General features: G+C 42.0%; 21 protein-coding genes. 20 read left to right on the top strand and 1 reads right to left on the bottom strand.

What is annotated here, in order from left to right:
- Window positions 1-86: 86 nt before the first annotated feature.
- On the bottom strand, window positions 87-1,301 hold the full coding sequence (locus IGK63_RS12805) for an amidohydrolase family protein (protein ID WP_275626528.1): 1,215 nt from the start codon (window positions 1,299-1,301) through the stop codon (window positions 87-89).
- Between the two features lie 229 nt (window positions 1,302-1,530).
- On the opposite strand from IGK63_RS12805, the gene IGK63_RS12800 reads away from it, so the two are divergent.
- The 20 genes from IGK63_RS12800 (at window position 1,531) to IGK63_RS12705 (ending at window position 25,453) form a co-directional block, all read left to right on the top strand.
- Window positions 1,531-1,944, top strand: a complete 414-nt coding sequence (locus tag IGK63_RS12800; RefSeq protein ID WP_005234081.1) for an RDD family protein — start codon at window positions 1,531-1,533, stop codon at window positions 1,942-1,944.
- Entirely contained in the window at window positions 1,922-2,215 is a 294-nt protein-coding gene (locus tag IGK63_RS12795) for a hypothetical protein (RefSeq protein WP_005234082.1), read from the top strand. Before IGK63_RS12800 ends, IGK63_RS12795 begins: the two co-directional genes overlap by 23 nt.
- Before the next feature lie 50 nt (window positions 2,216-2,265).
- Window positions 2,266-4,593 carry a glycoside hydrolase family 65 protein gene (locus tag IGK63_RS12790; protein WP_086316527.1) on the top strand — a complete coding sequence of 776 codons (2,328 nt, stop codon included), beginning with the start codon at window positions 2,266-2,268 and terminating at the stop codon, window positions 4,591-4,593.
- 11 nt (window positions 4,594-4,604) lie between these two features.
- Window positions 4,605-5,882: a sugar ABC transporter substrate-binding protein gene (locus IGK63_RS12785; RefSeq protein WP_005234084.1), complete on the top strand. Its 1,278-nt coding sequence runs from the start codon at window positions 4,605-4,607 to the stop codon at window positions 5,880-5,882.
- Window positions 5,883-5,944: 62 nt separating this feature from the next.
- Window positions 5,945-6,853: a carbohydrate ABC transporter permease gene (locus IGK63_RS12780; RefSeq protein WP_008380619.1), complete on the top strand. Its 909-nt coding sequence runs from the start codon at window positions 5,945-5,947 to the stop codon at window positions 6,851-6,853.
- A 5-nt stretch (window positions 6,854-6,858) separates the two neighbouring features.
- Entirely contained in the window at window positions 6,859-7,695 is an 837-nt protein-coding gene (locus tag IGK63_RS12775) for a carbohydrate ABC transporter permease (RefSeq protein ID WP_016612747.1), read from the top strand.
- Window positions 7,682-9,808, top strand: coding sequence for a glycoside hydrolase family 65 protein (locus IGK63_RS12770; RefSeq protein WP_275626529.1), 2,127 nt, complete (start codon window positions 7,682-7,684; stop codon window positions 9,806-9,808). Before IGK63_RS12775 ends, IGK63_RS12770 begins: the two co-directional genes overlap by 14 nt.
- A gap of 3 nt (window positions 9,809-9,811) precedes the next feature.
- Window positions 9,812-10,837: a LacI family DNA-binding transcriptional regulator gene (locus tag IGK63_RS12765; RefSeq protein ID WP_005234088.1), complete on the top strand. Its 1,026-nt coding sequence runs from the start codon at window positions 9,812-9,814 to the stop codon at window positions 10,835-10,837.
- A gap of 244 nt (window positions 10,838-11,081) precedes the next feature.
- Entirely contained in the window at window positions 11,082-12,962 is a 1,881-nt protein-coding gene (locus tag IGK63_RS12760; RefSeq protein ID WP_086297971.1) for a BglG family transcription antiterminator, read from the top strand.
- 3 nt (window positions 12,963-12,965) lie between these two features.
- A complete protein-coding gene (locus tag IGK63_RS12755; protein ID WP_275626530.1) occupies window positions 12,966-13,751 on the top strand; it encodes a tyrosine-protein phosphatase in 786 nt (261 codons plus the stop codon).
- 15 nt (window positions 13,752-13,766) lie between these two features.
- Window positions 13,767-15,032, top strand: a complete 1,266-nt coding sequence (locus tag IGK63_RS12750; RefSeq protein WP_061053196.1) for a PTS sugar transporter subunit IIC — start codon at window positions 13,767-13,769, stop codon at window positions 15,030-15,032.
- A gap of 28 nt (window positions 15,033-15,060) precedes the next feature.
- Window positions 15,061-15,360 (top strand): PTS sugar transporter subunit IIB, encoded by a 300-nt coding sequence (locus IGK63_RS12745; RefSeq protein WP_034872120.1) that lies wholly within the window; start codon window positions 15,061-15,063, stop codon window positions 15,358-15,360.
- Window position 15,361: 1 nt separating this feature from the next.
- Complete coding sequence (locus tag IGK63_RS12740) at window positions 15,362-15,703, top strand: PTS lactose/cellobiose transporter subunit IIA (RefSeq protein ID WP_061053195.1); 342 nt, start codon at window positions 15,362-15,364, stop codon at window positions 15,701-15,703.
- Window positions 15,704-15,859: 156 nt separating this feature from the next.
- Window positions 15,860-17,200, top strand: a complete 1,341-nt coding sequence (locus tag IGK63_RS12735; protein WP_016621626.1) for a hypothetical protein — start codon at window positions 15,860-15,862, stop codon at window positions 17,198-17,200.
- Between the two features lie 217 nt (window positions 17,201-17,417).
- Window positions 17,418-18,773, top strand: coding sequence for a guanine deaminase (gene guaD / locus IGK63_RS12730; protein ID WP_275626531.1), 1,356 nt, complete (start codon window positions 17,418-17,420; stop codon window positions 18,771-18,773).
- A gap of 49 nt (window positions 18,774-18,822) precedes the next feature.
- A complete protein-coding gene (locus IGK63_RS12725; RefSeq protein WP_016612741.1) occupies window positions 18,823-20,106 on the top strand; it encodes a uracil-xanthine permease family protein in 1,284 nt (427 codons plus the stop codon).
- Window positions 20,107-20,434: 328 nt separating this feature from the next.
- Window positions 20,435-21,052, top strand: a complete 618-nt coding sequence (locus tag IGK63_RS12720; protein ID WP_275626532.1) for a LysM peptidoglycan-binding domain-containing protein — start codon at window positions 20,435-20,437, stop codon at window positions 21,050-21,052.
- Window positions 21,053-21,340: 288 nt separating this feature from the next.
- Window positions 21,341-21,742, top strand: coding sequence for an MmcQ/YjbR family DNA-binding protein (locus IGK63_RS12715; protein ID WP_008380641.1), 402 nt, complete (start codon window positions 21,341-21,343; stop codon window positions 21,740-21,742).
- 229 nt (window positions 21,743-21,971) lie between these two features.
- Entirely contained in the window at window positions 21,972-23,681 is a 1,710-nt protein-coding gene (locus IGK63_RS12710; RefSeq protein ID WP_077451992.1) for an ABC transporter ATP-binding protein, read from the top strand.
- Between the two features lie 2 nt (window positions 23,682-23,683).
- Window positions 23,684-25,453 carry an ABC transporter ATP-binding protein gene (locus tag IGK63_RS12705; protein ID WP_005234100.1) on the top strand — a complete coding sequence of 590 codons (1,770 nt, stop codon included), beginning with the start codon at window positions 23,684-23,686 and terminating at the stop codon, window positions 25,451-25,453.
- The last annotated feature ends 89 nt before the right edge of the window (window positions 25,454-25,542 follow it).

The following is a 25,542-nucleotide window of genomic DNA, read 5'->3' as shown; positions in this document are numbered from 1 at the left end:
TATGTACAATTAGCAAACGACTATTCCTGAAAAAAGGCATCTGCGCCTCTAAAAAGAAGCGCAGATGCCTTTTATATAGGTAAGATTTATGCGGTGAAAACAACTGTTCCTTGATAAAAGCTTTTGCTGACGAAGCCTTTACGGGCAACGAATTCTGCCGTACAAGTAGCTGGTGTCAGTAAGAAATCAGCCGAATCACCAACCTTAGGCCATTGCTGCGCACCGTTTTTATCCAACGGGACTTTGCCATCCGTGACTAAACCTAATGCTTGCGTCAAGTCTTCCTGACTTTTGACGGCAAAAATCTCTAAATAGCGGGCCAGTTTTTCTTGTAAAGAACCATCTCCTAGAGAAGACCAAGAATCATAGACGTTGTCGCAACCAATATGAACAGCAACGCCATAGCTTTGCAATTCCTTAAGCGGTGGAATCGTGCCAGGGCTGATGGGAATACTTGAAATGATGTGGATCTCTAAATCTGCTAAGGATTGAAAGACTTCTTTTCGTTCTGTGCCTTCAAAGTCATTTAGACCAAAGGCGTGACTGATCGCCACATTTCCTTGCATATTGAATTCCTTCGTCAAACGAATCATTTCTTTGACGGTCGCTCTGCCAGCTTCTTGCCGATCGTGAAGATGGAGGTCAATCCCGACATGTCCTTTTTGAGCAAGTTCAAAAGTTGTCCGTAAGGAAGCCTGGTAATCTTGATCGAGTGTATAAGGATCAACACCGCCAATAAAAGATGCTTTGCCCGTTGCTAAGGCTTCTTCAATCAAAGAAGCAGCATTTGAGCGCAATAAGCCATGTTGTGAGAATAAGACCAACTCCGAGCCAAAAGGTTGTTCGGCAACTAATTCGGTAATCGCATCAAAATAACGCAGCTGAGTCATTGGTTCAATATCAATATGTGAGCGGAACATCACCGCACCATGAGGTAGTTCTAAATCGATCAGCGCTTGTCCGCGTTCTTTGATCGATAACGGCAAGGCATCTAATTGGGGAATCTCAGTTTCAAATCGTTCCACCAAGCTAGCTGCCGGCGTTACTGGACGCCAAGGAGTACCTAATTTACTTTTGTCCAAATGACAATGTTTTTCGATCAATCCTGGCAACAATAACTGATTTCCCCCATCAATGATCGTCGCTTCGCTTGATGCCTGCCATTCGGTCATCGGCACGATCTCCGCTATTTTTCCATCATTGATCCCGATTGCTGTATTTTCTGTTTTGGTTCCATAAGACCAATCGCCTTCTTTTAAATAACTCGTCTCAAGTTGTACATTTGTAAGCCATAAATCCAAGAAATCGCCTTCTTTCGTATTTGCTTCATGGTATCACAAGTAAAGCTGGTTCCCAACCAAATCGCTTGCAAAAAAACAGACAATCTAAAACGTTTTAGTATTTACGCGATTTTCCATTAGGAAATCGGAAAAAATAAAAATTATTTTTTGTGAAAACGCTTGAATAGAGAAAAGATGTCTGGTAATATGTGGATGTAACGAAAAGGTTTTCGAAAAAAGGGGGACAAATATGCTGTTACTAAGATTGCTAGCATTTTTGATTGATTGCATGATCATTTTTTTACCAAGTACCATGCTTAGCTATCTCCTAATGGTACCTGCTGGAGTAACGATTGTCTTGCCACAACTTCTCTTTGTGGTCTACAACATGATTTGTTTGAGTAGTTTTGAGGGGAAAACGATTGGCAAACATTTTGCGAAACTCGTTGTTTTTACGAATCAACGTAATTTATTAACTGTAGGAATGAGGGAAGTAGCAAAATTGCTCTACTTTTTACCAATGATCGGTTGGTTGTTTTTCACTGGTTCTTTCTTCCTCTATCTAGGTACGAAAAAAACGTTACACGACATTTTAGGACAAAGTGTAGTGGGGTTCAATAAGAAACAGGGGAATGATCAGTATGAACGAAACCTCCTTCGATGAGTTGTTAACAGGGAATCCTTTATTGGAGATCAATACACAAGCGCTACTTTTGTTAGTTATTTTTGCTTGGGCTAGTGCTAGTCTTATTGCTTGGAAGTGGCGAAACGAATACCAAGCCGCAAAAATAATTAGAGATTATGCTTACTATGCGCCACTCCACTTGATCGTAGGATGGGTGTTTCTTAACGCAGCAATTGTCCTAGTAATTGGTAGTTATTTCATGGGCTTGATTGTACTTTTGTTTCGGTCCAATAACTATTTTTATAAATAAAAAATTTTTGAAAGAAACTAAAACGTTTTCTGAAGAAGTAGGAGGAAAAAATGGAGACAGCGATGCAGTATTTAAAAGAAGACCCTTGGAAAATTACGGAAAAGACCTTTGATACAAAATGGTTAGGCAAAGCAGAAGCCATCATGTGTTTGGGCAACGGGTATCTGGGGATGCGCTCTGTGACAGAAGAGAAATATGTTGGCGAAACGCGTAATCTTTTTGTTGCAGGAACCTTTAATAAATTCGACGAAAATGAAGTGACTGAGCTTCCTAATGTGCCGGATATGATTGGAATGGAGCTCCTTTTTGATGGCGAACGATTAGATTTATCAAAAGGCAAATATTCAAACTATTCACGTGTCTTAAATTTGAGAACTGGGGAACTCACGCGCTCCTTTCAATGGAAACATGGTCAGATTAATGTCGAACTGACCTTTAAGCGATGTGTTTCCTTTGCCCAAAAGCATGTGTTTGCGCAACAAGTGCTGGTCGAAAATTTAGGAAAAGAAGTCACGTTGGAAATTATTTCTGGTATTGACGGACAAAAGACAAATAGCGGCTCACAGCATTTTACTGAAGGTGACAAATCATTAACAGAAAATCGTTTCTTACAAATGATGCCAAAGACCACTCAATCTAAGATCGCCTTTGTTCTTTCGACAGCACATAATCTAGAAAAAACAGAAGATTGCTATGATGGAACCAAGAAGCGGATCGAGATGGGAAGACGGAAAATCTACAATCGTTACTGGCAAACCTTGGCACCTAATGAGACGTTGAAGCTTGAGAAGTTTTCTTCTGTTTATACCACGATCGATAAAGAGCATTTAGGAAAGACACCACAAGATTTGAAGAAGATTGCCCTTGAAGAGCTGAAAGAGATTCGCAAAAACGGCTATCAGGAATTAGCAAAAGCTTCAGCAGCGGCATGGGACAAAGAAGTCTGGTCCGTCTTTCCAATCAAAATCAAGACAGAGAACACACTAGATCAATTAGCGATTCATTTTGCAAAATATCATCTACATGTGATGACACCAGCCCATGACGAACGCATGAACATAGGTGCCAAAGGCCTATCTGGGGAAGGGTACAAAGGACATACCTTTTGGGATACAGAGATTTTTATGCTGCCATATTTTACCTTCACACACCCAGAAATCGCCAAAAAATTAGTGACTTATCGCTATTTAGGTTTGGCTGGTGCCCATAAAAAAGCTACTGAGAACGGCTATCAAGGCGCCCAATTTCCGTGGGAAGCTGCTTGGCCTGAAGATGGTGAGACTACGCCAGTTTGGGGCGCAGCGGATATCCTTACGGGCTTACCAACGAAAATTTGGTCAGGATTTATTGAACAGCATATTACCAGCGATGTCACCTACGGCATCAAACAATTTATTGATGTAACGAATGATCAACAATTTGCATGGGAAAAAGGCTATGAAGTGATTTTTGATACGGCGATCTTCTGGGCGAGTCGTTTAGAGTGGTCCGAAGAAAACCAGCGCTTTGAAATTTTAGACGTAGTCGGACCAGATGAATATAAGGAGCATGTCGATAATAATGCTTTCACGAATCATACTGCGCACTGGAACATTCAATTAGCTATTTCATTGTATGAAGAGTTGAAAAAGAACCAGCCAGAACAATTTACGAAACTAGCTGAAAAATTACCATTAAATGAAGCTTATCAAGAATGGCAAGCAAAAGTAGCTGCTATTTATTTACCGCAACCGAATGAAGCGGGAATCATCCCGCAAGATGATACCTATTTGACGAAAAAAGAGATCGATCTCACGAAATATAAAAATGATTCGCAAGTAGGCACACTGTTCCATGAGTATAACTTAGAACAGGTCAACGAGATGCAAGTTTCGAAACAAGCGGATGTTCTTTTGCTCTTGTTCTTATTTGAGAACCTTTTTCCAAAAGAAGAGAAACGGTTGAATTGGGATTACTATGAGCCGAAAACGTTGCATGATTCTTCCTTATCCTTATCGACACATGCCATCCTCGCTGCTGATTTAGGGGAAATAGCACTTTCTTATGATTTGTTTCAACAAGCAATCAACATTGATATGGGAGAAAATATGCTGTCTTCCAATGAAGGGATTCATGCAGCATCACTCGGCGGTATTTGGCAAATGACGGTCTTCGGCTATGGTGGTGTCCGTTGTTTAGACGGCCAGTTAAGAATCGAACCACATTTACCAAAGGCTTGGGAAGCACTTGAATTTGGTATTATGTGGCACCAACAGCCATTAAAGATTGAGGTCACACAGGAAGGTTTTACGGTCACCAACCATGGGGAGCAAGCGATTGAGTTTATCGCTTTTGATAAGGTTTATCTGCTTGAAGAACAAATCAAAATCACTTTTTAGGAGGAAATAAAATGACTGGATGGAAAAAAGTAGTAGGAACAGGGCTTCTATTGTCTGGAGCAGTGGTGCTGGCAGCTTGTGGTGGAAACGAAGACACCAGTAGTTCGACAGATCAGACGGATTTCACGGGGGATTCGTTAACGATCGGTGTTTGGGGTGGCAACGAGGCAGAAGAAAAATCGTTGGATGAAATGATCCAATCTTTTGAAGAAGCAACGGGTGCTACAGTTGAAAAGAAAGTATATACCGATTATAATACCCAAATTCAAGCTGACATGGCTGGTAGAACGGCACCAGATGTCTTTTACGTGGATGCCTATATGTTCCCATGGTTCTCAGAGAATGGCACACTTGCAGAGCTGGATCCGGCTAATTTTGAAAGTGAGCAGTTTTATGATAGCTTGATCGATGCTTTTACGACTTCGGATGGACAACTGCAGGCTGTTCCCAAAGATATGTCAACTTTAGCACTCTATTTCAATACAGCGATTTTTGAAGAAGCGGGTGTGTCGATCGATGAAGTGCCAGACACACTTGAAGCGTATGTTGAGTGGCTGCCGTCGTTCCAAGAAAAAATCAATGAGGCGTATGGTGACGGAAATGTTTTTGCCATGAGCTATAACCAAGATATGGCTCGCAACTATCATCTTGCAACGCGTGAAAATGCTCAACCAATCAATGAAGATGGGACGGCTAATTTGGCTGATCCAGCAGTAGTTGATAATCTTTCGATTTTAAAAGAGTTGGTCGATACGAAAGCAGCTGTTACACCGCAAGATATCGGAACAGGTTGGAACGGCGAAGCTTTTGGTTCTGGAAAAATTGCGATCATGGATGAAGGAAACTGGGTGTATGAGACACTTAAGACAGAATTTCCTGATATTCCTTTTGTTGTAAAAGAAATGCCAACGTATAAAGGAACGGAAGGGTCAATGATGTTTTCTGTCGGTTGGGGAAAATATGTTGGGACTGAAAAAAGTGCCTTGGCAGATAAATGGATTCAACACGCTACTGGTCAAAGCGGTATGCAAGCATGGGTTGAAGGAACCGGGACATTACCTAGTCGTCAAGATGTAGCAGATGCGGCCAAAATCACAGAAAACAGTGACTTGAATGTTCACCTAGAGGCTTGGGATTATGCAACGATTTGGCAAAAGGGCACCACTTTAGATACGATCAACAAAGCCTATCAAAACTTTTTACCGAATGCTTTAAATGGAAACATGACCTTTGAAGAAGCAATGGAAGCTGCTGATGAACAAGCGAACGCAGATATTACAGCAAACTAGTCTGAATTTGAACGAGGGAGAGGAACTCCTCTCTCTTTTCTTTTGGGAAAGGTGACAACATGATGGAACGAAAAAAAACTAACTATACAAAAAGCCAATGGCAAGAAATCCGACAAGCGTGGCTCTTTCTGGCTCCAGCAATCATTGTCGTAGGAATCTTTTTCGTCTTAGCTGTTCTCTTTGCTTTTTATCTATCTTTCAACGACGTCAATTTGTTTACCAATACATTTTCTTTTAAAGGGATAGAAAACTATTTACGTATCTTCACCGATCAAAAAGCGCGAATCGCTCTTAGAAATACGGCCACGTTTGCCTTGGTCGTCGTTCCGTTACAAACGATTTTTGCTTTGATTATCGCGTATATTTTAAGCAGCAAAGGAATCAAGGGGAAGAAACTGTTTCGGATGGTTTATTTTTTGCCAACTTTAACTTCTAGTTCAGCATTGACGATCATCTTTATGTTTATTTTTAATATTTACGGTCCAGTCAATGACTTATTTATGAATTTAGGATTTTACTCAGAACCAATCAATTTTTTACAAGAACCGGCCTATGCGTTGAAAGTGATTATGGTAATGAATATCTGGTCGACCGTGCCTTATTATATGACGATCTATTTGGCTTCTTTAGTTGATCTGCCTCATTCTTTGTACGAAGCAGCAGAGATCGATGGTGCGACAACCGTGGATAAATTACGGTATATCACGATTCCCTATCTACGCCCAATCACTACCTATGTACTGCTGACGGGGATCATTGGTACCTTTCAGATGTTTGACCAGGCGTATATCTTCTCGAACGGATCAGGGGGACCCAACAATTCGACTCTGACCTTGTCACTAATGATTTACCAATACGCCTTTGGACAAATGAACACGATGGGGTATGCGGCAGCATTAGCGATCGTTTTAGCAATTATTATCTTTATCACGTCACTTTTAGCAGAAAAATTGAACAAAGAAAGAGGGTAACGTACGTGAGAGGAAAAGAGAAAACAAAAATTTTAAAGATCTTGCTCTATACGATCTTGATTCTTTATGCAGTACTGACCTTTTATCCTTTTGTCTGGGCAATTGCTGCATCTTTCAAACCCTATAGAGAAATTGTTTCTGGGGATATGAGTTTGATCCCCAATGAGTTTACTTTAGACAATTTTCGATATGTCTTGGGGCGCTCTTCTTTGTTTATGCGTTGGTTTCTAAACTCCGTGATTATATCCGTTATTGGAACGACCATCAATATTTTATTAAATACGATGGCAGGTTATGCCTTAGCAAGATTAAATTTTCCAGGGCGTGAACGAATTTACTATGGGTTTTTGGCATTGATGATGGTGCCAGCTCAGGTTTTGTTGATTCCAAATTACTTAATCTTGATGAATCTAGGAATGTTAGATAGTTTTTCAGCGTTGATTTTACCAGCTGCGATCAACATCGGGAATATCTTTATGATGCGTCAATTCTTTTTATCTTTTCCAAAAGATGTGGAAGAAGCTGCGGCAATCGATGGTCTCGGCAGATTTCAAACATTCTTTCGTATCGTGATGCCATTAGCAAAACCATCCATCGCAACACAAGCTGTCTTTATTTTTATGGGCTTTTGGAATGAATTCATGAAACCAATGCTCTATTTGACCACGCCAAGTAAATATACTTTGACTCTAGGGTTGCAGACTTTCCAAAGTCGAAATGGTGGTGTACGATGGGATCAGACGATGGCGGCAAGTGTGATCACGATCATTCCCATTGTGATCATTTACTTGCTGTTCAACAAATATTTCTTACAAGGAGTGCGAATGGATGGCGAAAAATGATTCATTTAAAGTAAGAGCACAGGAACTTTCTCATCAAACCCCTGAATACTTAGAAACATTGTTTGCAGTTGGCAATGGTCAAATTGGCGTGCGGGCAGGGCATCCTTTAAAAGTTAATGAGCTTTACGAGGGAAACCCAGGCTCCTTTGTTAATGGCTTTTTTGATAGTGAGCCGATCCAATATGGTGAATGGGCATACGGCTATGCCAAAGAGCATCAGACGATCATCAAGCTGCCGAATCTAAGAGGCGTACGTTTACAGATTGGTGACGAGGACTCTAGTGCTTCAGAATGGCAAGTAAAGCCTATACAAATGACTTTGGATTTGGAAAAAGGCGTGTTGGATGAATCCTATAAAGTAGTAACGCCACTAGGTAAAACTTTTGAATTGGTGATGCAGTCGTTTGCCTCTGTGACACGAAGTGAACTCTACGTCTGTCAGTATCAAATTAAGAACACCAATTTCTCAGAGCTAATTTCCATGACACATCCGTTAGAACAAAAAGCAGCAATTGTTCAAACAGATGATCCTCGGGTTGCCAGTAAAGCACATCACTTACGAAAAGCTGATTATCAGGATTATGCGATTTGGACTGCTGAAAATAGTCAACGAAGTATAGCAATTCGAGTGATCAATGGCGAAAAGCAAGTACAAGCAGAGGAAACGCTTACGACGGTTTTCCAAATGAAACTACTTGAAGATAATCAAAATCACGAAACACCTTTTAACCAAGAGTTAGCCGATTTTGAAGTTCTCTTGCAAGAGCAGCAACAAAGTTATCAGCAATTTTGGGCGGCAAGTGATATTCAAATCGAAGGAGATCCAGTTCTTCAAAAAGGCATTCGGTTCAATTTGTTTCATTTGAATCAAGGTGCGGGGCGAGACGGCAGAACAAATTTCGCAGCCAAAGGATTGACTGGCGAGGGATATGAAGGGCATTACTTCTGGGATACGGAAATGTATCTGTTGCCGTTTTTTATTTTCACGAACCCTGAAATAGCCAAGGCATTGCTTTCCTATCGCGGGAAGATCTTGCCGCAAGCCAAACAACGGGCGCAGGAGCTAAGCCAAGAGGGTGCTTTGTTTGCTTGGCGAACAATTGATGGAAATGAGACGAGTGCTTATTATCCAGCGGGAACTGCCCAAGTCCATATCAATGCGGATATCGTTTATGCATTCCAATTGTATGAACGAGTGACTGGCGACCAGGCATTCATCGAAACGGTTGGCAGTGAAGTTGTTTTTGAAACGGCGAAATTCTGGTTGAGCTATGGCGATCTAGTAGAAAAAGAGGGCAAACTTGCCTTTTGCATCAATGGAGTGACTGGACCTGATGAGTACAGTGCCCTTGTTAATAATAATTTTTATACGAATAAAATGGTTCAAAATAATCTATATTATGCCATTGAGTTAGCACAGCGGTATGGTAAATACCAAGAAACAATTAGTGCTTGGCAGCAAGCAGCCGACTTAATGTACTTTGGTTACGATGAACAGCGAGGGATTACGAAGCAAGACGATGGATTCTTAGAACAAGCAGTCTGGCCATTTGAAACTACACCTGCTGAAAAGTATCCTCTCCTGCTGCATTATCATCCAATGGTCATCTACAAACATCAAGTCTGTAAGCAAGCCGATACGGTTTTAGCCCAAATGCTCTATACAGGAGACTTCAGTCTTGAGCAATTAAAAAAAGATTATGACTATTACGAACAAGTGACGACGCATGATTCCTCCTTGTCTCGTTCTATTTTTAGCGTGATGGCGAGTCGAATTGGGGATTCTGAAAAAGCCTATCGTTATTTTATGGATACGGCTTTGATGGATTTAACGGATCTCCAAAAAAATGTTGTCGATGGCATTCACGCAGCAAATATGGGGGGAAGCTGGCTGAGCTTGATTTACGGTTTTGCAGGGTTGTATTACGATCAAGGCCTGCGATTAGCGAATCATTTGCCACAGAAAATAAAAGAACTAAAATTTACGCTCTTTTATCAAGGAGAACCTGTTAAAATCAGTTTAAAGGATCGCGATATTGACTGTCAGTTAGCGGAGACAACCCAATTGCTCGCTATGAAGGCTGATGGTGGTATTTGGATAAAGGAGAGATAGCAAATGCGAACAACGATTCGCGATGTGGCAAAGGCAGCCGGTGTATCAATAGCGACTGTATCCAAAGTTTTTAACGGGTATAGTGATATCAACCAACAAACCAAGCAAGAAATTTTAAAAATAGCGAAAGAATTAGACTATTCCCCAAACATGGCAGCAAGGACACTGTCTTCGAAGAAACAACAAACCATCGCCTTGATTTTAAATGAGTTGAATTTCAACCGAAAATCAACGATGCCTTTGGAAGTGTTGAATGGGGTCTATCGTTATACGGATCAGTCAGATTTTGAGTTTGTCTTTTATGGGACAAGTACTGAGAAACAAAAGCAAAAGACGTTTAGTCAGTTCTGCAATGAGCACAATATCACTGGTGTAGTGATCCAAGGGTTAAAAACCACCGATCCTTACTACCAGGAAGTACAGCAAACCTCTTTGCCGACAGTTCTGATTGATATGGAAATCGACAATCCTAAGATCGGCTTGGTTTCGATTGACAATGAAAAAGCGGCGCAAGAAGCTGTGGATTTTTTGATTGCCAATAATCATCGACAAATTGGCATGATCAACGGGAGTCGTGATGCCAATGTCAGTGAACTTAGAGAAAAAGGCTACCGCGCTTCTTTGGCAGCGCATGGCTTGTTAGTGAATGAGTCGTATATCCAGTACGCCAACTATGAAGAAGAAATTGCCTATTTGATTTGTAAAAATCTGTTAGAAAACAATCAAGAAATCACTGCACTGTTCTGTGCTAGTGATATTATGGCAATCGGAGCGATACGAGGAATCAAAGACATGGGCTTGCGGGTTCCTGAAGATATTTCGGTCATCGGGTTCGATGATATTATTTTGGCTAGCTACGTAACGCCTGAATTAACAACCGTTGCCCAAGATATGGAACGAATCGGTTATGAAGCAGCTGAATTACTAGCAGACATCATCACCAATCAAGCAGAAACGAGCCATCGAAAAATTAGTCCCCATCAATTAAAAGTGCGACAGTCGGTAGAGAAAATCAGCGAGGTTCGCTAAATAAAAAAGACATGACCTTCATTGAGTGAAGATCATGTCTTTTTTTGTGGAGAAGAAAACTCAAACAAATTGGTCGGTCATATGTGGCAACAACAAAGTGAAAGTCACGACCATTCGTTTTTTTGATAAGAAGCAAAGCACAAGGCAAGCAACTTCTTGTAGAAATTTCCCTTAATGAAAGGGAAGATATACCTATGGAGGTTGCTTGGGTTTGACTCTAAACTAGTAAGCGAGGGAGAGAGAGATGGAAAAATTAAGCCTATTGTTGTTAAGAACACTTTCGGAGCATGACGGTTTTATGACGAGTAAAGCGGCTGCTGCCGAGTTGGGTGTTAGCAGAAAAACCGTTCGCCGTTATGCAGAAGAAATCAACCAGCATCAAGAACGATACGGTTGTATGATTCAAGCGAAAAAAGGGAGTGGGTTGTATTTACAAATAACGAACGAAGAAGCTTTTCAGCGAAGGAAAGAACAAGCGTCCCACAATGACGACTTTGTTTCTAGAATTATTGAATTCTTTATTCAAGAAGAAACGTATATTAAATCCGAAATGCTTTGCGAACGCTTATTCATTTCTCAGAGTAAGCTATCTCAAGAATTGAAAAAGCTGCGACGGATACTAAGCCATTACCAGCTCTCCATTCAAACGAAGCCGTATTACGGAATGAAACTTAGCGGTAGCGAATTTGACTTGAGACGGTTTATGGCTAGTAATTATTTGCAAAGAACCCATATCAAGCAGTTAGAAGAGGGCACAATCAGCGAAGATACACCGTCGCTTCTTCACCAGCAGATAAAAGCGATCGTTTCGACGGAGTTTTCGCAAAAAGCCTACCCCATGTCGGAGGCTATTTTGAACAATCTGGTGAATCATTTAGCGATCGCTGTCTTACGCATGCAAAGCGGCCGCTACTTAGATCGAAACCTACCGATCAGCGGCAGGACCAATGATGAGCAGACATTACTAGGAGAGCGAATCATCGCCAGAATTGAAAAAGAGTGTGCTGTACATTTTACCGAATACGAGCGAAATTATGTTTTAGGGCAAATCGTTGGCAAACGAGTAGTCCCTAGAAATGAAAAGATGACTGTTTCAGATGAAGCAGCAGAATTGGTCAGCAAAATTTTAAAAGCGATCAAGGAAAGCCGCCAAATCGATTTCAGCAAAGACTTGGATCTGCAAACGATGTTGATGTTGCACTTTGCTCCGCTGATCGATCGGATCGAATTGGGGATCGAGCTGAAAAATCCTTTGTTGAATGAGGTGAAGGTACACTGTAATGTCGCTTATGATTTAGCCATCATTGCCGGTCAAGTCATTGCAAAGCAATTTGAAAAGACCATCAGTGATCATGAACTCAGCTATTTGGCGATGCACTTTGATGTGGCTTTAAATAAGAAAAATTCGCAAACACAGCGCAAGTATATTTTAGTGGTCAATGACCTAGGCCGAGCGGCCAATACCTTCCTTAAAGAGAAATTTGAGTTTTATTTTCGCAATTATATCAAGAAAGTCACGGTATGCAATCAATATGAATTTTTGCAAATGATCGAAGAGCAGGAGTTCGATTTTATCTTTTCTTCGATTCCACTTCCTTACGAAGGAACGATTCCTGTTATGAGTGTTGATTATTTTATGCAACCGGATATGATCAAAAAGATCGAAGCCGCATTGGCCGCTGTCTTCACAGAAGAAGTGCTTTTGAACTACTTTAAGGAATCGTTATTCATCTGTGAACAAGAATTTGAAACAAAAGAAGCGGTGTTGCATTTTTTATGCCAACAAATCAAAGAACAGTATTCAATGCCTGAGAATTTTGAAACGTTGGTTTTTGAACGAGAAGCCTTTTTTGGAACCGATTTCTTACCGTCAGTCGCTTTCCCTCATCCCAATGCGCTGATTGGTGCAGAAACGGTGATTGCCGTTGCAAACTTGAAAAAGCCAGTGTTCTGGTACAAACAGACGGTTCGTCTCGTTTTCTTATTAGTGATTGCTGAACAAGATCACTTAAAAGTGAAACCGCTGAATGATCATTTGATCAAACAATGTTCTTCGTTGGATAAAGTAAACAAACTAGCTGCGACAACGGACTTTATGACGTTCATTAATTATTTAAAGGAGTAGTATATGACAAATGAAAAAGTAACCTTAGAAGGTGCGTATAATTTTCGCGATTTTGGCGGCTATCGGACCAAAGAGGGCAAATACGTAGTGACTGGAAAACTATACCGCTCAGACGAATTGAGCAAATTGACAGAAGCTGATCAGAAAAAATTAGCAGCTCTGGGAATTGAGAAAATTATTGACTACCGCAATGCCCAAGAAAGAGCAGACAATGAAGACAAACCCATTGGGAATGCTCAGATACTTTATTTGACGCCAATTGCTGATATTGCTGCTTTAGCTTCTTCAGAAGATGGGGAGCCAATGGCGCTTTCTGCAGAAAAAATCACCGCCGAAGTTGCAAAAGAATTGATGATTCGGCAAAATTATGAATTTGTTGAAAACAGTCAATGCAAGACCGTTTTTAAAGAAGTATTGGCCATTCATTTGGAAGCTGAAGGTGCAGTGGTTCAGCACTGTCGTGGTGGCAAAGACCGCACCGGGTATGGGGTTGCCCTGATTCAGTTACTGTTGGGTGTCAGTTATGAAGAGGTCATGGAAGATTACCTGCTGACCAACGAGTACAAAAGGGAGAAAAATACCAAGAGTCTCAAGCAGATACAAGAAGAAACGAACAACCCCGATTTTGTGGCAGCAATGCGATACTTCAAAGAAGCTGATCCGTGTTTTTTACAAACCGCTTTGGATTTGATTGAGGCTCATGGGGGGATTGAAACGTATGTAAAAGAAGAACTGGGTTTTTCACAGCAGAAAATCCAGCTGCTTAAAGATAAATACTTGCGGGATTAAGTGAAGGAGGACCTTATGAATACACTGAAAGATAAAATACTAGCTGCAGCCGTTCAAGTACAAAACAATATTTATATGAAAGCCATTGCCAATGCAATGATGGGCTTAATGCCCGTCATGATGATCAGTTCCATTGCTTCCTTGATCAATGCGATCGACATTGGGGCAACGCAACAGATAATGGAACAAATTGGTGTGAAAGCATTATTAACCCAAGTCAACGCGATGACGATCGATGTCGTTTCCGTTTATGTCGCCTTTCTAGTTGGCTATAAATTAGCCGAGCATTTAAATGCGGATCAACTAAATGCCGGTATCATGAGTTTGGTATCATTTTTGATCTTGAGTCCGATTTCGACTTTAGAAGAAACCCGTACGATGGAGTTGTCGACCCTTGGCTCCGGTGGGATGTTTGTCGCCATGTTTGGCGGATTGTTGGGTGCCAGAATTTACATTTTATGTGTACAGAAGAATTTGATGATCAAAATGCCGGATTCGGTACCGCCGATCGTCAACAAATCCTTTGCAGCGATCGTGCCAGCAATTATTGTTTCAGCCATTATGGGCATCATTTACGTGGGTATGGCGGCAACTCCTTACGGCACACTGACAGATATGATCTATACTTGGGTACAAGCTCCATTGACCTTATTAGGAGCGAATATTTTTGCTTGTATGATCATTGTGGCGTTTATCGAATTTCTTTGGTTCTTTGGCATTCACGGAGTGTTGGCTGTTTATCCGATCTTGATGTTGGTCTTTTACCAACCAGGGCTTGATAATCTGGCGGCGTACAGTGCCGGCCAAGCATTACCACATCTGTTTACGATTGGGTTTATTTTGAACAATCGCGGGGCTCGTTCATTTGCAGTCGCTTTACTGGCTATTTTTGGCTGCAAATCAGAGCAACTAAAAGCTGTTGGTAAAATTGGATTGATCCCTTCCATGTTTGGTATTTCTGAGCCAATCAAATTTGGGATTCCTCAGGTGATGAATATCAGAATGCTGCTTCCCTTGATGTTAACACCGGCTGTTTCCGTGTTGTCAGCATATCTCTTAACAATTGTCGGCTTTTTGCCTTATCACAATGGAGTCAATATCCCGACTGGCTTTCCGATTATTTTCGGTGGCTTCTTAGTGAATGGCTGGCAAGGGATCATTGCACAATTGATTCAATTTGTCTTATGTGTCATCATCTACATCCCTTTTATGCGTCTGCAAGACAAAGCAGCACTAGCTGAAGAAAAGAATCTGCAAACCCAAGCGGCAGTCGTTGAGTAACAAATAACGAGAAAATGGAGGAACAATGATGAAAAAAATAGTGTTGGTTTGCGCTGGCGGCATGTCTACTGGCGTCTTAGTAAATAATATGAAGAAAGCAGCGCAAGAAAAAGGAGAAGCGGTGGCGATCGATGCGTTCTCCATTGAATCTGTCACGACTGCAGCAAAAGATGCTGATTGCGTACTGTTAGGACCGCAAGTTTCTTACCGATTAAATGAAGTCCAAGGCTTAGTTGCTTGTCCAGCAGCCAGTATCGACATGCGCACCTATGGCATGATGGATGGAAAAAAAGCATTGGAACAAGCACTTGAACTAATAGGAGAGTAGAATGGAAGAAAAAGAACAAATTTGTTTTCAGATTATCTCGCAAGCGGGTATGGCAAGAAGTTGCTTTTTTGAAAGTATTCAAAAAGGAAGAGAAGCCCAGAATCTGGCTGCACTGCAAGCAATCGAAAAAGGAAAAGAACACTATCATGAAGCCCATTTGGCACATCGGAAGTTAGTTCAACAAGAAGCTCAAGGGGACAAAGTTTGGATGTCCTTACTATTAAGTCATGCGGAAGATCTTTTGATGAGCGCAGACATCATGAGTGAGCTTGCAAAAGAGTTTCAAGGGTTGTATGAAGAAATTCAGGCAATTAAGCAAACGATTCAGTCTACTGGCTCCTAGCCGAAAATCGCAATAAGAAAAAGAAACGAAGTGTCAGTCTTTTGACAATACACTTGGTTTCTTTTTGCTTAAATTTGGCACGCAAGTTGACAGGATTGCTTGAAAGTGTAGGATAGAAGAAAGATGGAACTTTAAATCAAGGCAAGGAGTCGGACGATGAAAGTTTTAAAATCCCATACCGCACTTTTGATCATCAGCAATACGATCACGATCATCCCGTATCTATATTTCTTATCTTTGAGCAAAGAGCAGTCGCTAAGTGCAGCATTAGCCTTTGCGCTCTTTTATACCTTTCGCATGACAGGGGTCTTTTTCTTACAGACGCTTACGGCGCTTTTTGCACCATCATTGTTAGCAGCAAGTGTCTTGATCGGCGGCGCCGGCGCATTGGTAGGTATCTTGAGCACTTGGTGGAGCGTGGCACTCTTGCCAGCTGCTGGTTTGTTGGGGATCAGTGCTTCTTGGCTGCCGCCAGCTGATCTGATGGTACGACAAAAAGCCAAGCTCACTGAACAGCCGCTGAAAAATGATTGGAAGGAGGCGCTGTTCTTTCTTTTTGTTTTACTGTTTGCCTTACGGTTGCCTGATGACCTTCAAGGCGTTGGCCTATTTGGCAGTTATTTTGCACTCTTTGTGCTGGCAGCTAAGAGTAGTCAAACCTTCAACAACCTCCCAAAAAGACCGTTGATGCAGCGCAACCAGTTATTCAACAAGCAGTTTTTGTTGTATTTCTTTTTCTTTCTCTTACTGTTTGGCTTGCGAGCAGCCAGGCTGATCAAGTCGAATGCCCTGTTTGAGTGGGCGATTACTGGCTTCTTGTTTCTCTTTGCTTTGCTGCTGATCACTTTAACGAAACGCAGCCGCTCGTGGAAACAGCCGCTTCACTTGAACATCCTCACCTTTATTCGGGGAGTGATCGGTAACTTTCTTTTTCTTTTCGGCTCGGTCTATGTTACCGGTCGATTTGGGGCACAAGCGCTTAGTACTCACGTTTACTTGCCTTATGCACTGGGCCTTTTTGGCGCAATGTTTCTCGGAGGAAAACTCGCACGCTTGCTAGAAAAACAGTTAGTACCGGCGTATTTGCTTGGATTGATGGTTGGTGTTCTTCTATTTAGCAGCGATCTTTTGATCCCAATAAGTTTATTTGTCATTAGTTTCTTTAATGCGGGATTGAATCAATGGCTCACGAAACAGTATTTGGCGGCAAAACCGGAAGCAATTGAACAGCAGAGCTTAGCCAAGTATGCCACACAAAGCAAAGGGAGTCTGGTACATCAATTTCTTTTGATGACACTCCTATTTGTTATTCTTCGTTTTGAACATCAGCCGCTGGCTTTCTTGTTTCAGCTATCAGGAACGACGGCAACGAATCAGACCTCAAGGATCCAAAGCTTTTTAGAGCCAGCAAAATGGGGCTCGATTGCAGGAGTACTCTGTTTGCTAGTAGGTGGACTGGTGGTATTTTATCGGCAACTAAAGAAAACAAAAGTATAAGCGTCGTTAACTGACACTGTCTTATTTCTAGACGGTGTCTTTTTTTGAAATCGCATAAAAACCGAACATTTATCGTTTTATCTTTCTTTATGATAGTGAATTTTATTGCACTATTTTCGAATAGCGTTAAAATAAGAACATCGTGTTAGTGAAAAAGGAACATTAAATGAACGGCTTTTTCCTGACAATGTCTTAGAGAACGGGGGAAATCAAACAAATGGCAACCATTCACTATTTTAAAGGAGATGTTTTCCATACGCCAACTGATGGAAAACTAGAATATATAGAAGAAGCTTTGATTCAAGTCGATGACGCAGGGATCATCACGAAAGTCACTGCCAAAACAGATCAAGGGTATGAGGCAGAGCTGGCAAAAGCATCAGAGAATCTTCAGGCTTTATCTGAAGGCCAGTGCTTTTTACCAGGGTTTGTCGATCTGCATGTCCATGCACCGCAATGGCCGCAAGCAGGGATCGCGTTAGATGAACCGTTAAATGTCTGGTTAGATGAATGCACGTTTCCGCTGGAGGCAAAATATGCCGATCCAGCATTTGCCAAAGCTGTCTATCAAGATTTGGTGGCACAGCTATTGGCAAGAGGAACGACAACGGTTCTTTATTTTGCAACGATCCATCTAGAAGCGAGTCTTCAATTGGCGAAGACTTGTGCCACTCTTGGTCAACGGGGATTAGTCGGAAAAGTCGTTATGGACGATCCTCAAGCCAATCCTGCTTTTTATCGGGACGCATCAACAGAAGAGGCATTAGCGGATACAGAACGTTTTATTCAAGAAGTACAAGCAATCGCAAAGACCGCACCTCAAGGCGTTTATCCTGTGGTTACTCCGCGATTTGTCCCGAGCTGTACCGATGAAGGCTTGGCAGGGTTAGGCGCATTGGCTGAAAAATATGATGTCCATGTTCAGACCCACTGCAGTGAAGGGCAATGGGAACATGACTTTGTTCAAGAGCGATTTGGCAAAACGGATACCGAAGTGCTGCAAGATTTCGGCTTGTTGCGAGAAAAAGCAGTGATGGCTCATGGCAATTTCATCAGCCCAGCTGACGGCGCCCGTTTTGTCGAAATCGGCGCCGCAGTTGCGCACTGTCCCATCTCAAATGCCTACTTTGCCAATGGCGTGATCCCAATCAAGCGCTTGAAAGAACAAGGGGTCACGATTGGTTTAGGAACGGATATCTCCGGCGGTTTTTCACCGAGTTTGTATGACAACATCAAACAAGCTGTGATGTCTTCGAGAATGTTAGAAGATGGCGTGGATGTCACGCTTCCTCAAAACACACGAGGAGTAGCTGATTCTCGTATATCCGTGATCGATGCGTTCTCATTGGCGACAAAAGGCGGCGGTGAGGCACTGAGATTACCAGTAGGTGTCATCAAAGAAGGGTATGCGTTTGATGTGCAAGTGATCGATACGCGACAAAAAGAAAATCCTTTGCCTGACTTCGGTGTGTTTACTTCACCCGAAGCAAGATTACAAAAAATCCTGTACTTAGCAACGATGCAAAATATTCGCCAAGTCTGGGTCCAAGGAAAAAAAGTACACGAAAAATGAGGAGAATGAGACAGTGGAATCAACGAAAAACAAACATTTAACGATCGGAATGAACGAAGACATTCCCTTTGGTCAAGCAGTACTTTTAGGATTACAGCATGTGTTGGCAATGGACGTGTATGTGCCGCCATTTATTATCGCAACCGCGGTGGCGATGTCCTCTTCAGACGCATCAGGTTTGATCCAATCGACCTTTTTAGGAGCAGGGATCGCTTCTTTGATCCAAGTCCTCTTTTTCTTGAAATTACCTGTATGTCAAGGACCATCCTTTGTACCCGTTGGAGCGATCATCGGTATTTATTTTGGTGCCAACGGCATGGACACGGTGTTAGGTGCCAGCATTGTTGGTGCCGCAGCAGTCATTTTACTAGGTTTTACTGGAATCTATAAGTATATCGTTCGTCATTTTATTCCTACGATCGTCAGTGGAACGATCATCATGATCGTTGGTTTGACGCTGTTGCCAACGGCCTTTACTAGCAATATCTATCCTGCCACTGAAACACTAAGTGCCAATCAAAACATGTTGTTAGCTGCGATTACTGCGGCGATTTTGATCTTGTTTTCCATGTTAGGCGATTATTTTCCAGGAATGGGAAAATACTTCCGAATCAGTTCGGTCATTATTGCTTTGGTTATCGGTACCGTGATTGCTTCCTTTATGGGGGGCGTTGATTTTCAGTCGGTGGCGGATGCTTCTTTCTTTAGCCTGCCAAAACTGGTATTTCTAAACTATGGCCTGCATTTTGATGTTTCAGCGATCTTAACGATGCTAGTGATCTATATGGTTCTCCTAGCAGAAACAACAGGAACTTGGTACGCGGTCAGTTCTGTGACAGAAGAACCTGTTACGGATGAACAGATCAATAAAGGCGTGATCGGTGAAGGGTTAGGCTGCTTGGTTGCCGCCTTAGTTGGAACGACACCTGTAACTGGTTATTCTACCAATGCAGGGATCATTTCGATCACCGGGGTTGCTAGTAAAAAAGTCTTTGTGATGGCGTCCGTCTGGTTTATCCTATTGTCCTTCATGGGAAAACTTTCAGCCTTGATTCACGCAGTACCTTCTGCTGTCATCGGCGGCGTGTTCGCGGTCGTCTGTGTCATTATTTTGTTGAGCGGCTTTCGGGTCATTAAGAATGAAGAGTTTTCCGAGCGTGAGTTGTATATTATCGGGGTACCATTGATTATTGCCATCGGCTTGTTGTTTATGCCAGCAGAAATCAAAGAATCTGCGCCTCAATTCTTACAATATTTATTAGATTCACCGATTGCTTTAAGCGCTATTGCGGCGATCGTCATGAATAAATTGATCCCAGTGAAGAAAAAATAGGAAGTAAATGAGGAACGAGACAAGGTCTCATTCCTTCTTTTGTTACAAATCTGTGTAAAAAGAGGGTTTTTTGTAATATAAGAAAGGTTTTCTAAGGTTAACTGGTTTACCTAGAAACAAAATAACTGTAATGTTAAAAATTACAGCAGAGAAAAGCTTGATATGATAGTCTTTTTCAATTCTTACGAAACGTAAGGCAACTGTCGTTTTCGTAATCATCTGTAATGATTTCTTTACCTATGAAATATTCTTCGGTGTTAGACTTGTTTATGCGCTTGAGTCATCTCAAATGACGCAAAATGAGTTTCAAAGAAGGAGATTTAATTATATGAAGTCTTTAAAAACTGTTTTACTTAGTACAGCTGTCCTTGCCGGTTTCGGCCTTTTCTTAGGTGGGAAAGACGCCTTTGCAGACGAACAATACACTGTTCAATCTGGTGATACATTATCAACAATCGCTACTAACTTTTTCGGTTATAGCTCTGATGATACGATCAATGCGATCGTTGAAGCAAACGAGATTGCTGATAAAAACTTGATTTTTGTTGGGGAAGCATTGATCATCCCTACAGATGGCACTGCCACTTATACAGAATCTGCAAACACGACTGCTGCAGCAAGTGTACAACAACCAAGTGAACCAGCAGCTTCACAATCAAGCAGCACACAATCTGCTGCTGCAAGCACACAAAGCAGCTCAAGCTACAGCTCTTCAGCTAGCGGCTCAGAAGCTTCAGCAAAAGAATGGATCGCAAACAAAGAATCTGGTGGTTCTTACACAGCGACAAACGGACAATACTACGGCCGTTACCAATTAACCAACTCTTACTTAAATGGTGACTATTCAGCTGCTAACCAAGAAAAGGTTGCCGATGAATATGTTGCATCACGTTATGGTTCTTGGTCTGCTGCCAAAGCATTCTGGGAAGCAAATGGTTGGTACTAAGATTCTAAAATGAATCTTGTCCATGACATCTAGTAATCAATTGCCCTTATTGGCGAGTACATCTTACTCGCTGATGAGGGCTTTTTTTGTATCTTCTGAGAGAGATGAATGAATGTAACGCCGCATGCAGCTCTCAAGAGTCATTTTCAGGCGACATGCCATTGATAAAAAATCCCTTTTTACACGGCAACCATGTATAATAGTAGGAAATAGAGCAGAAAGCGATTCAATCTGTCAAAATTGAGACAGAAAATGACGGTTTTGATAGTAGAAAGTGAGGGAAACACAATGAGTACATCGATTGAAGAAAAAATTGCACAAAAAATGCAGCGATTTCAAGCATTTGGGGAAGGCTTGCCGGGAGCCAAAGTCTATTACCGCGAAGATTGGGATGCAATCTACTTTGATTTAGTAGGAAAACAGTTTGGGATCATGAGTCCGCAAGCAGAAGAAACAGCATTTTTGACTTTGAAAAATCTGCCCGAGGTCAACGAAACGCTGCGAGAGCAATTTCCTGACGTCATCATTCCGGGGTATTATGCCAATAAGACCCATTGGAATACCATCAAGTTGGCATCTGATGCCTTGATGGAAGAAAACATCGAACAAATGATTTTGGTTTCCTACGATCTAGTCAAACAAAAACTGACAAAAAAACAAAAAAGTGAGCTGGAAAACAGCGAATCGTAAGTCAAAGATTTAGCGACAGAAAATAAGGAAGACCCTCTTGAGGATCATCATAATCCCTTTATTATTCGTTATTTTCGCCAACATTTATGCAATATTTTCAAAGAGCTTTCATGAAAGCTCTTTTTGTTTTATTTGTTCGCTTGTTTCTAGTCGTGATCCATGGTAAATTGTTGTGCAACCGAAATTTTTTGGCAGTCTTTTCTGCTAAACACAAAGGAGTGGTACGTATATGGATCTGGTCTTACGCCATGTCAAAAAGTACAAAGCGGCAACTGGCATTGCCTTATTATCGGTCATTTTAATGGTCGTTGCTGCATTATGGCAGCCAAAGCTCTTGCAGCAAGTGCTAGAATCAATTATTACTGAAAACAATGATGAAATGAAAAAAATTGGTGTGCAGTTGATTGGGCTAGCATTGCTAGGCCTTGTTGCAGGGATCATCAACACGGTTTTTTCTGCGAAAGTGGCGCAAGGCGTTAGTGCCGATATTCGAGAAGAGATGTTTCGGAAAATCCAGACATTCTCATTTGGAAATATCGAAACCTTCTCAGCGGGAAATCTTGTGGTGCGCTTGACCAATGACATCACGCAAATTCAAAACTTAGTGATGATCTCGCTACAATCGTTGTTTCGCATCCCGTTCTTATTTATCGGTGCCTTCATTTTGGCGATGACAACCATGCCGCAACTGTGGTGGATCATCGTCTTACTGATTATCGCTGTCCTAGTGATTACGGCACTATCCTTTACACGGATGGGCAAACACTTTATGATCATCCAGAACTTGATCGACAAAATCAATGGGATTGCCAAAGAAAATTTGATGGGGATTCGTGTGGTGAAATCTTTTGTTCAAGAAGACAACCAACTGCAAGGCTTTTCAAAAGTCAGTGAAACGTTAACGAAGCATAACATTATTGTAGGAACCCTGTTCTCTGTAATGATCCCCTCCTTTATGCTGGCGGCCAACTTAGCAGTGGTCGGCGCGATTTTCTTTGTCAGTGATCTAGCGAAAGATGACCCAACCTTGATTGGGGGAATTGCCTCATTCATGAATTATTTGATGCAAATTATGATGGCGATCATTATCGGCGGCATGATGATGATGATGACTTCACGGGCTGCAGTTTCGCTAAAACGGATCAAAGAGATTCTAGATACCGAACCGGATCTGCAATACCAAGATGTCCCAGAACAAGAATTGTCTGGAAGTGTCGCTTTTGAAAACGTCAGCTTCCGTTACCCTGGGGATGAAAAAAATGCCCTAACGGCTATCAGTTTTACCATCAAACCTGGCGAAATGATTGGGATCGTAGGGGCGACTGGTGCCGGCAAATCAACACTGGCGCAACTGATTCCCCGTTTGTTTGACCCAACGGAAGGTGTCGTGCGGGTTGGCGGCGTTGACTTGAAAGAAGTCAATGAACAAAGCTTGCGTAAAACGGTCGCTTTTGTCTTGCAAAAAGCGATCCTCTTTTCAGGAACGATTGCCCAAAACTTGCGGCAAGGGAAAAAAGATGCCTCAGAGTCTGAGATGTCTCGCGCAACAGAAATCGCTCAAGCCAGCGAATTTATTCAAAAATTGACAGCGGGTTTTGAAGCGCCGGTCTCCGAGCGCAGCAGCAATTTTTCTGGAGGACAAAAGCAACGCTTATCGATTTCTCGAGGCGTGATCGGTGAACCGAAAATTTTGATTTTGGATGATAGTACGAGTGCATTAGATGCGCGTTCGGAAAAATTGGTTCGCGAAGCGTTTGAAAAACAATTAAAAGACACGACAACAATCATTATCGCGCAAAAGATTGCCTCTGTTGTGAAAGCCGACCGCATCTTCGTTTTAGATAATGGACGTTTGGTTGGTGAAGGAAGCCATGAATTTTTAGCCAATAACAATGCCATCTATCAAGAAATCTTCGCAACACAGAAAGGAGAGGAGTAACCATGACAGATTTGTTCAAAGCGAGTAAATTTTTCTACCATTACTTAAAACAATACAAGTGGTCGTTTCTATTCATTTTTGTGACGGTGATTCTGGCAACGTATCTGCAAGTACAAGCGCCAGTCTTTATCGGAGAAGCGTTCCAGGAATTGGCGAATTATGTTGGCGGTTTGATGCAAGGGGTCGATGATAAATCGGCTTTTCTATCGATCATTTGGAAACTGTTGATTTTTTATGTCTTAGCCAGTGCAGCCAATTTTGTCTATAGTATCTTGTTCACGCAAGTGGTGGGGAAATCAACCAACAGAATGCGGATCGGTTTATTTAATAAACTGGAAAAATTGACGATCAAATTCTTTGATTCTCATCAAGACGGTGATATTTTGAGCCGTTTCACCAGTGACTTGGATAACATCCAAAACAGTCTGAACCAAGCATTGTTGCAAGTGCTGACCAATGTAGTCTTAATGGTGGGGATCTTGATCATGATGTTCCGTCAAAACGTTGAATTGGCATGGGCAACGATTGCTTCTACCCCGATTGCGGTGTTGATCGCGGTGATCGTGATCCAAAAAGCCCGCAAATATGTCGATCTGCAGCAAGATGAAGTCGGAAAATTAAACGGCTATATCGATGAAAAAATCAGTGGTCAACGAATCATCATCACCAATGGACTGCAAGAAGAAACCATCGATGGTTTTCTGGTCCACAACCAACAAGTCCGGGAAGCTACCTACAAAGGGCAAGTCTACTCTGGGCTGCTTTTCCCCTTGATGCAAGGGATGTCCTTGTTGAACACGGCAATCGTGATTTTTTTTGGTGGCTGGTTAGCATTGAACGGTGACTTAGAACGTTCCGTTGCTTTAGGATTAGTTGTGACCTTTGTCCAGTATTCGCAGCAGTATTACCAACCATTGATGCAGATCTCTTCTGGTTACAGCATGATTCAGTTGGCGATCACCGGTGCGCGCAGAATCAATGAAATGTTTGATGAACCTGATGAGGTCAAACCAAAAGACGGGATCAAAGTGAAGGGCATCAAAGAGGCGGTTGCTTTGAATCATGTGGACTTTGGGTATGACAGTCAAAAATTGGTCCTAAAAGATGTGTCGATCACGGTCAACAAAGGCGAAATGGTCGCATTGGTCGGACCGACTGGTTCAGGAAAAACGACCATCATGAACTTGTTGAATCGCTTCTATGATGTGAATGGTGGTTCTGTGACCTTTGACGGCATCGACATCCGGGAGCTAGACTTGGATCTGCTGCGTTCTCAAGTGGGAATCGTTTTGCAAGAATCCGTGCTGTTCTCAGGGACGATTCGTGAAAACATTGCTTTTGGGAAACCAGAAGCGACCGAAGCAGAAGTCATTGCAGCAGCGAAACAAGCCAATATCCATGAGTTTGTTATGACGTTGGAAAAAGGCTATGACACGGAGATCACCGAAGAGAATAATCTTTTCAGTACTGGTCAAAAACAATTGATGAGTATTGCCCGAACGATTTTGACCAATCCAGAATTGTTGATTTTGGATGAAGCCACCAGTAATGTTGATACCGTGACCGAAGCGAAAATTCAACGAGCAATGGATGAAGCAATCAAAGGACGAACCAGTTTTGTGATCGCCCATCGCTTGAAGACGATTTTGAATGCCGATCGCATCGTTGTCTTAAAGGACGGCGAAGTCATTGAAGAAGGCAATCACCATCAATTGGTGGCGGCTGACGGCTTTTATGCGGAACTGTATCACAATCAATTCGTTTTTGAATAAGCGCAAACCAACGTAAAATCATCAAGAAGACACTAGCAGGACAGCCCGCTGATTTCGTCAACCAATCGACGAGACAGCGAGCTGTTTTT

The organism is Enterococcus sp. AZ040 (assembly GCF_050499185.1).
Lineage (GTDB): Bacteria > Bacillota > Bacilli > Lactobacillales > Enterococcaceae > Enterococcus_D > Enterococcus_D entomosocium.
Note: the sequence above shows the minus strand (reverse complement) of the source record. Positions and strands in the feature narration are given on the sequence as shown.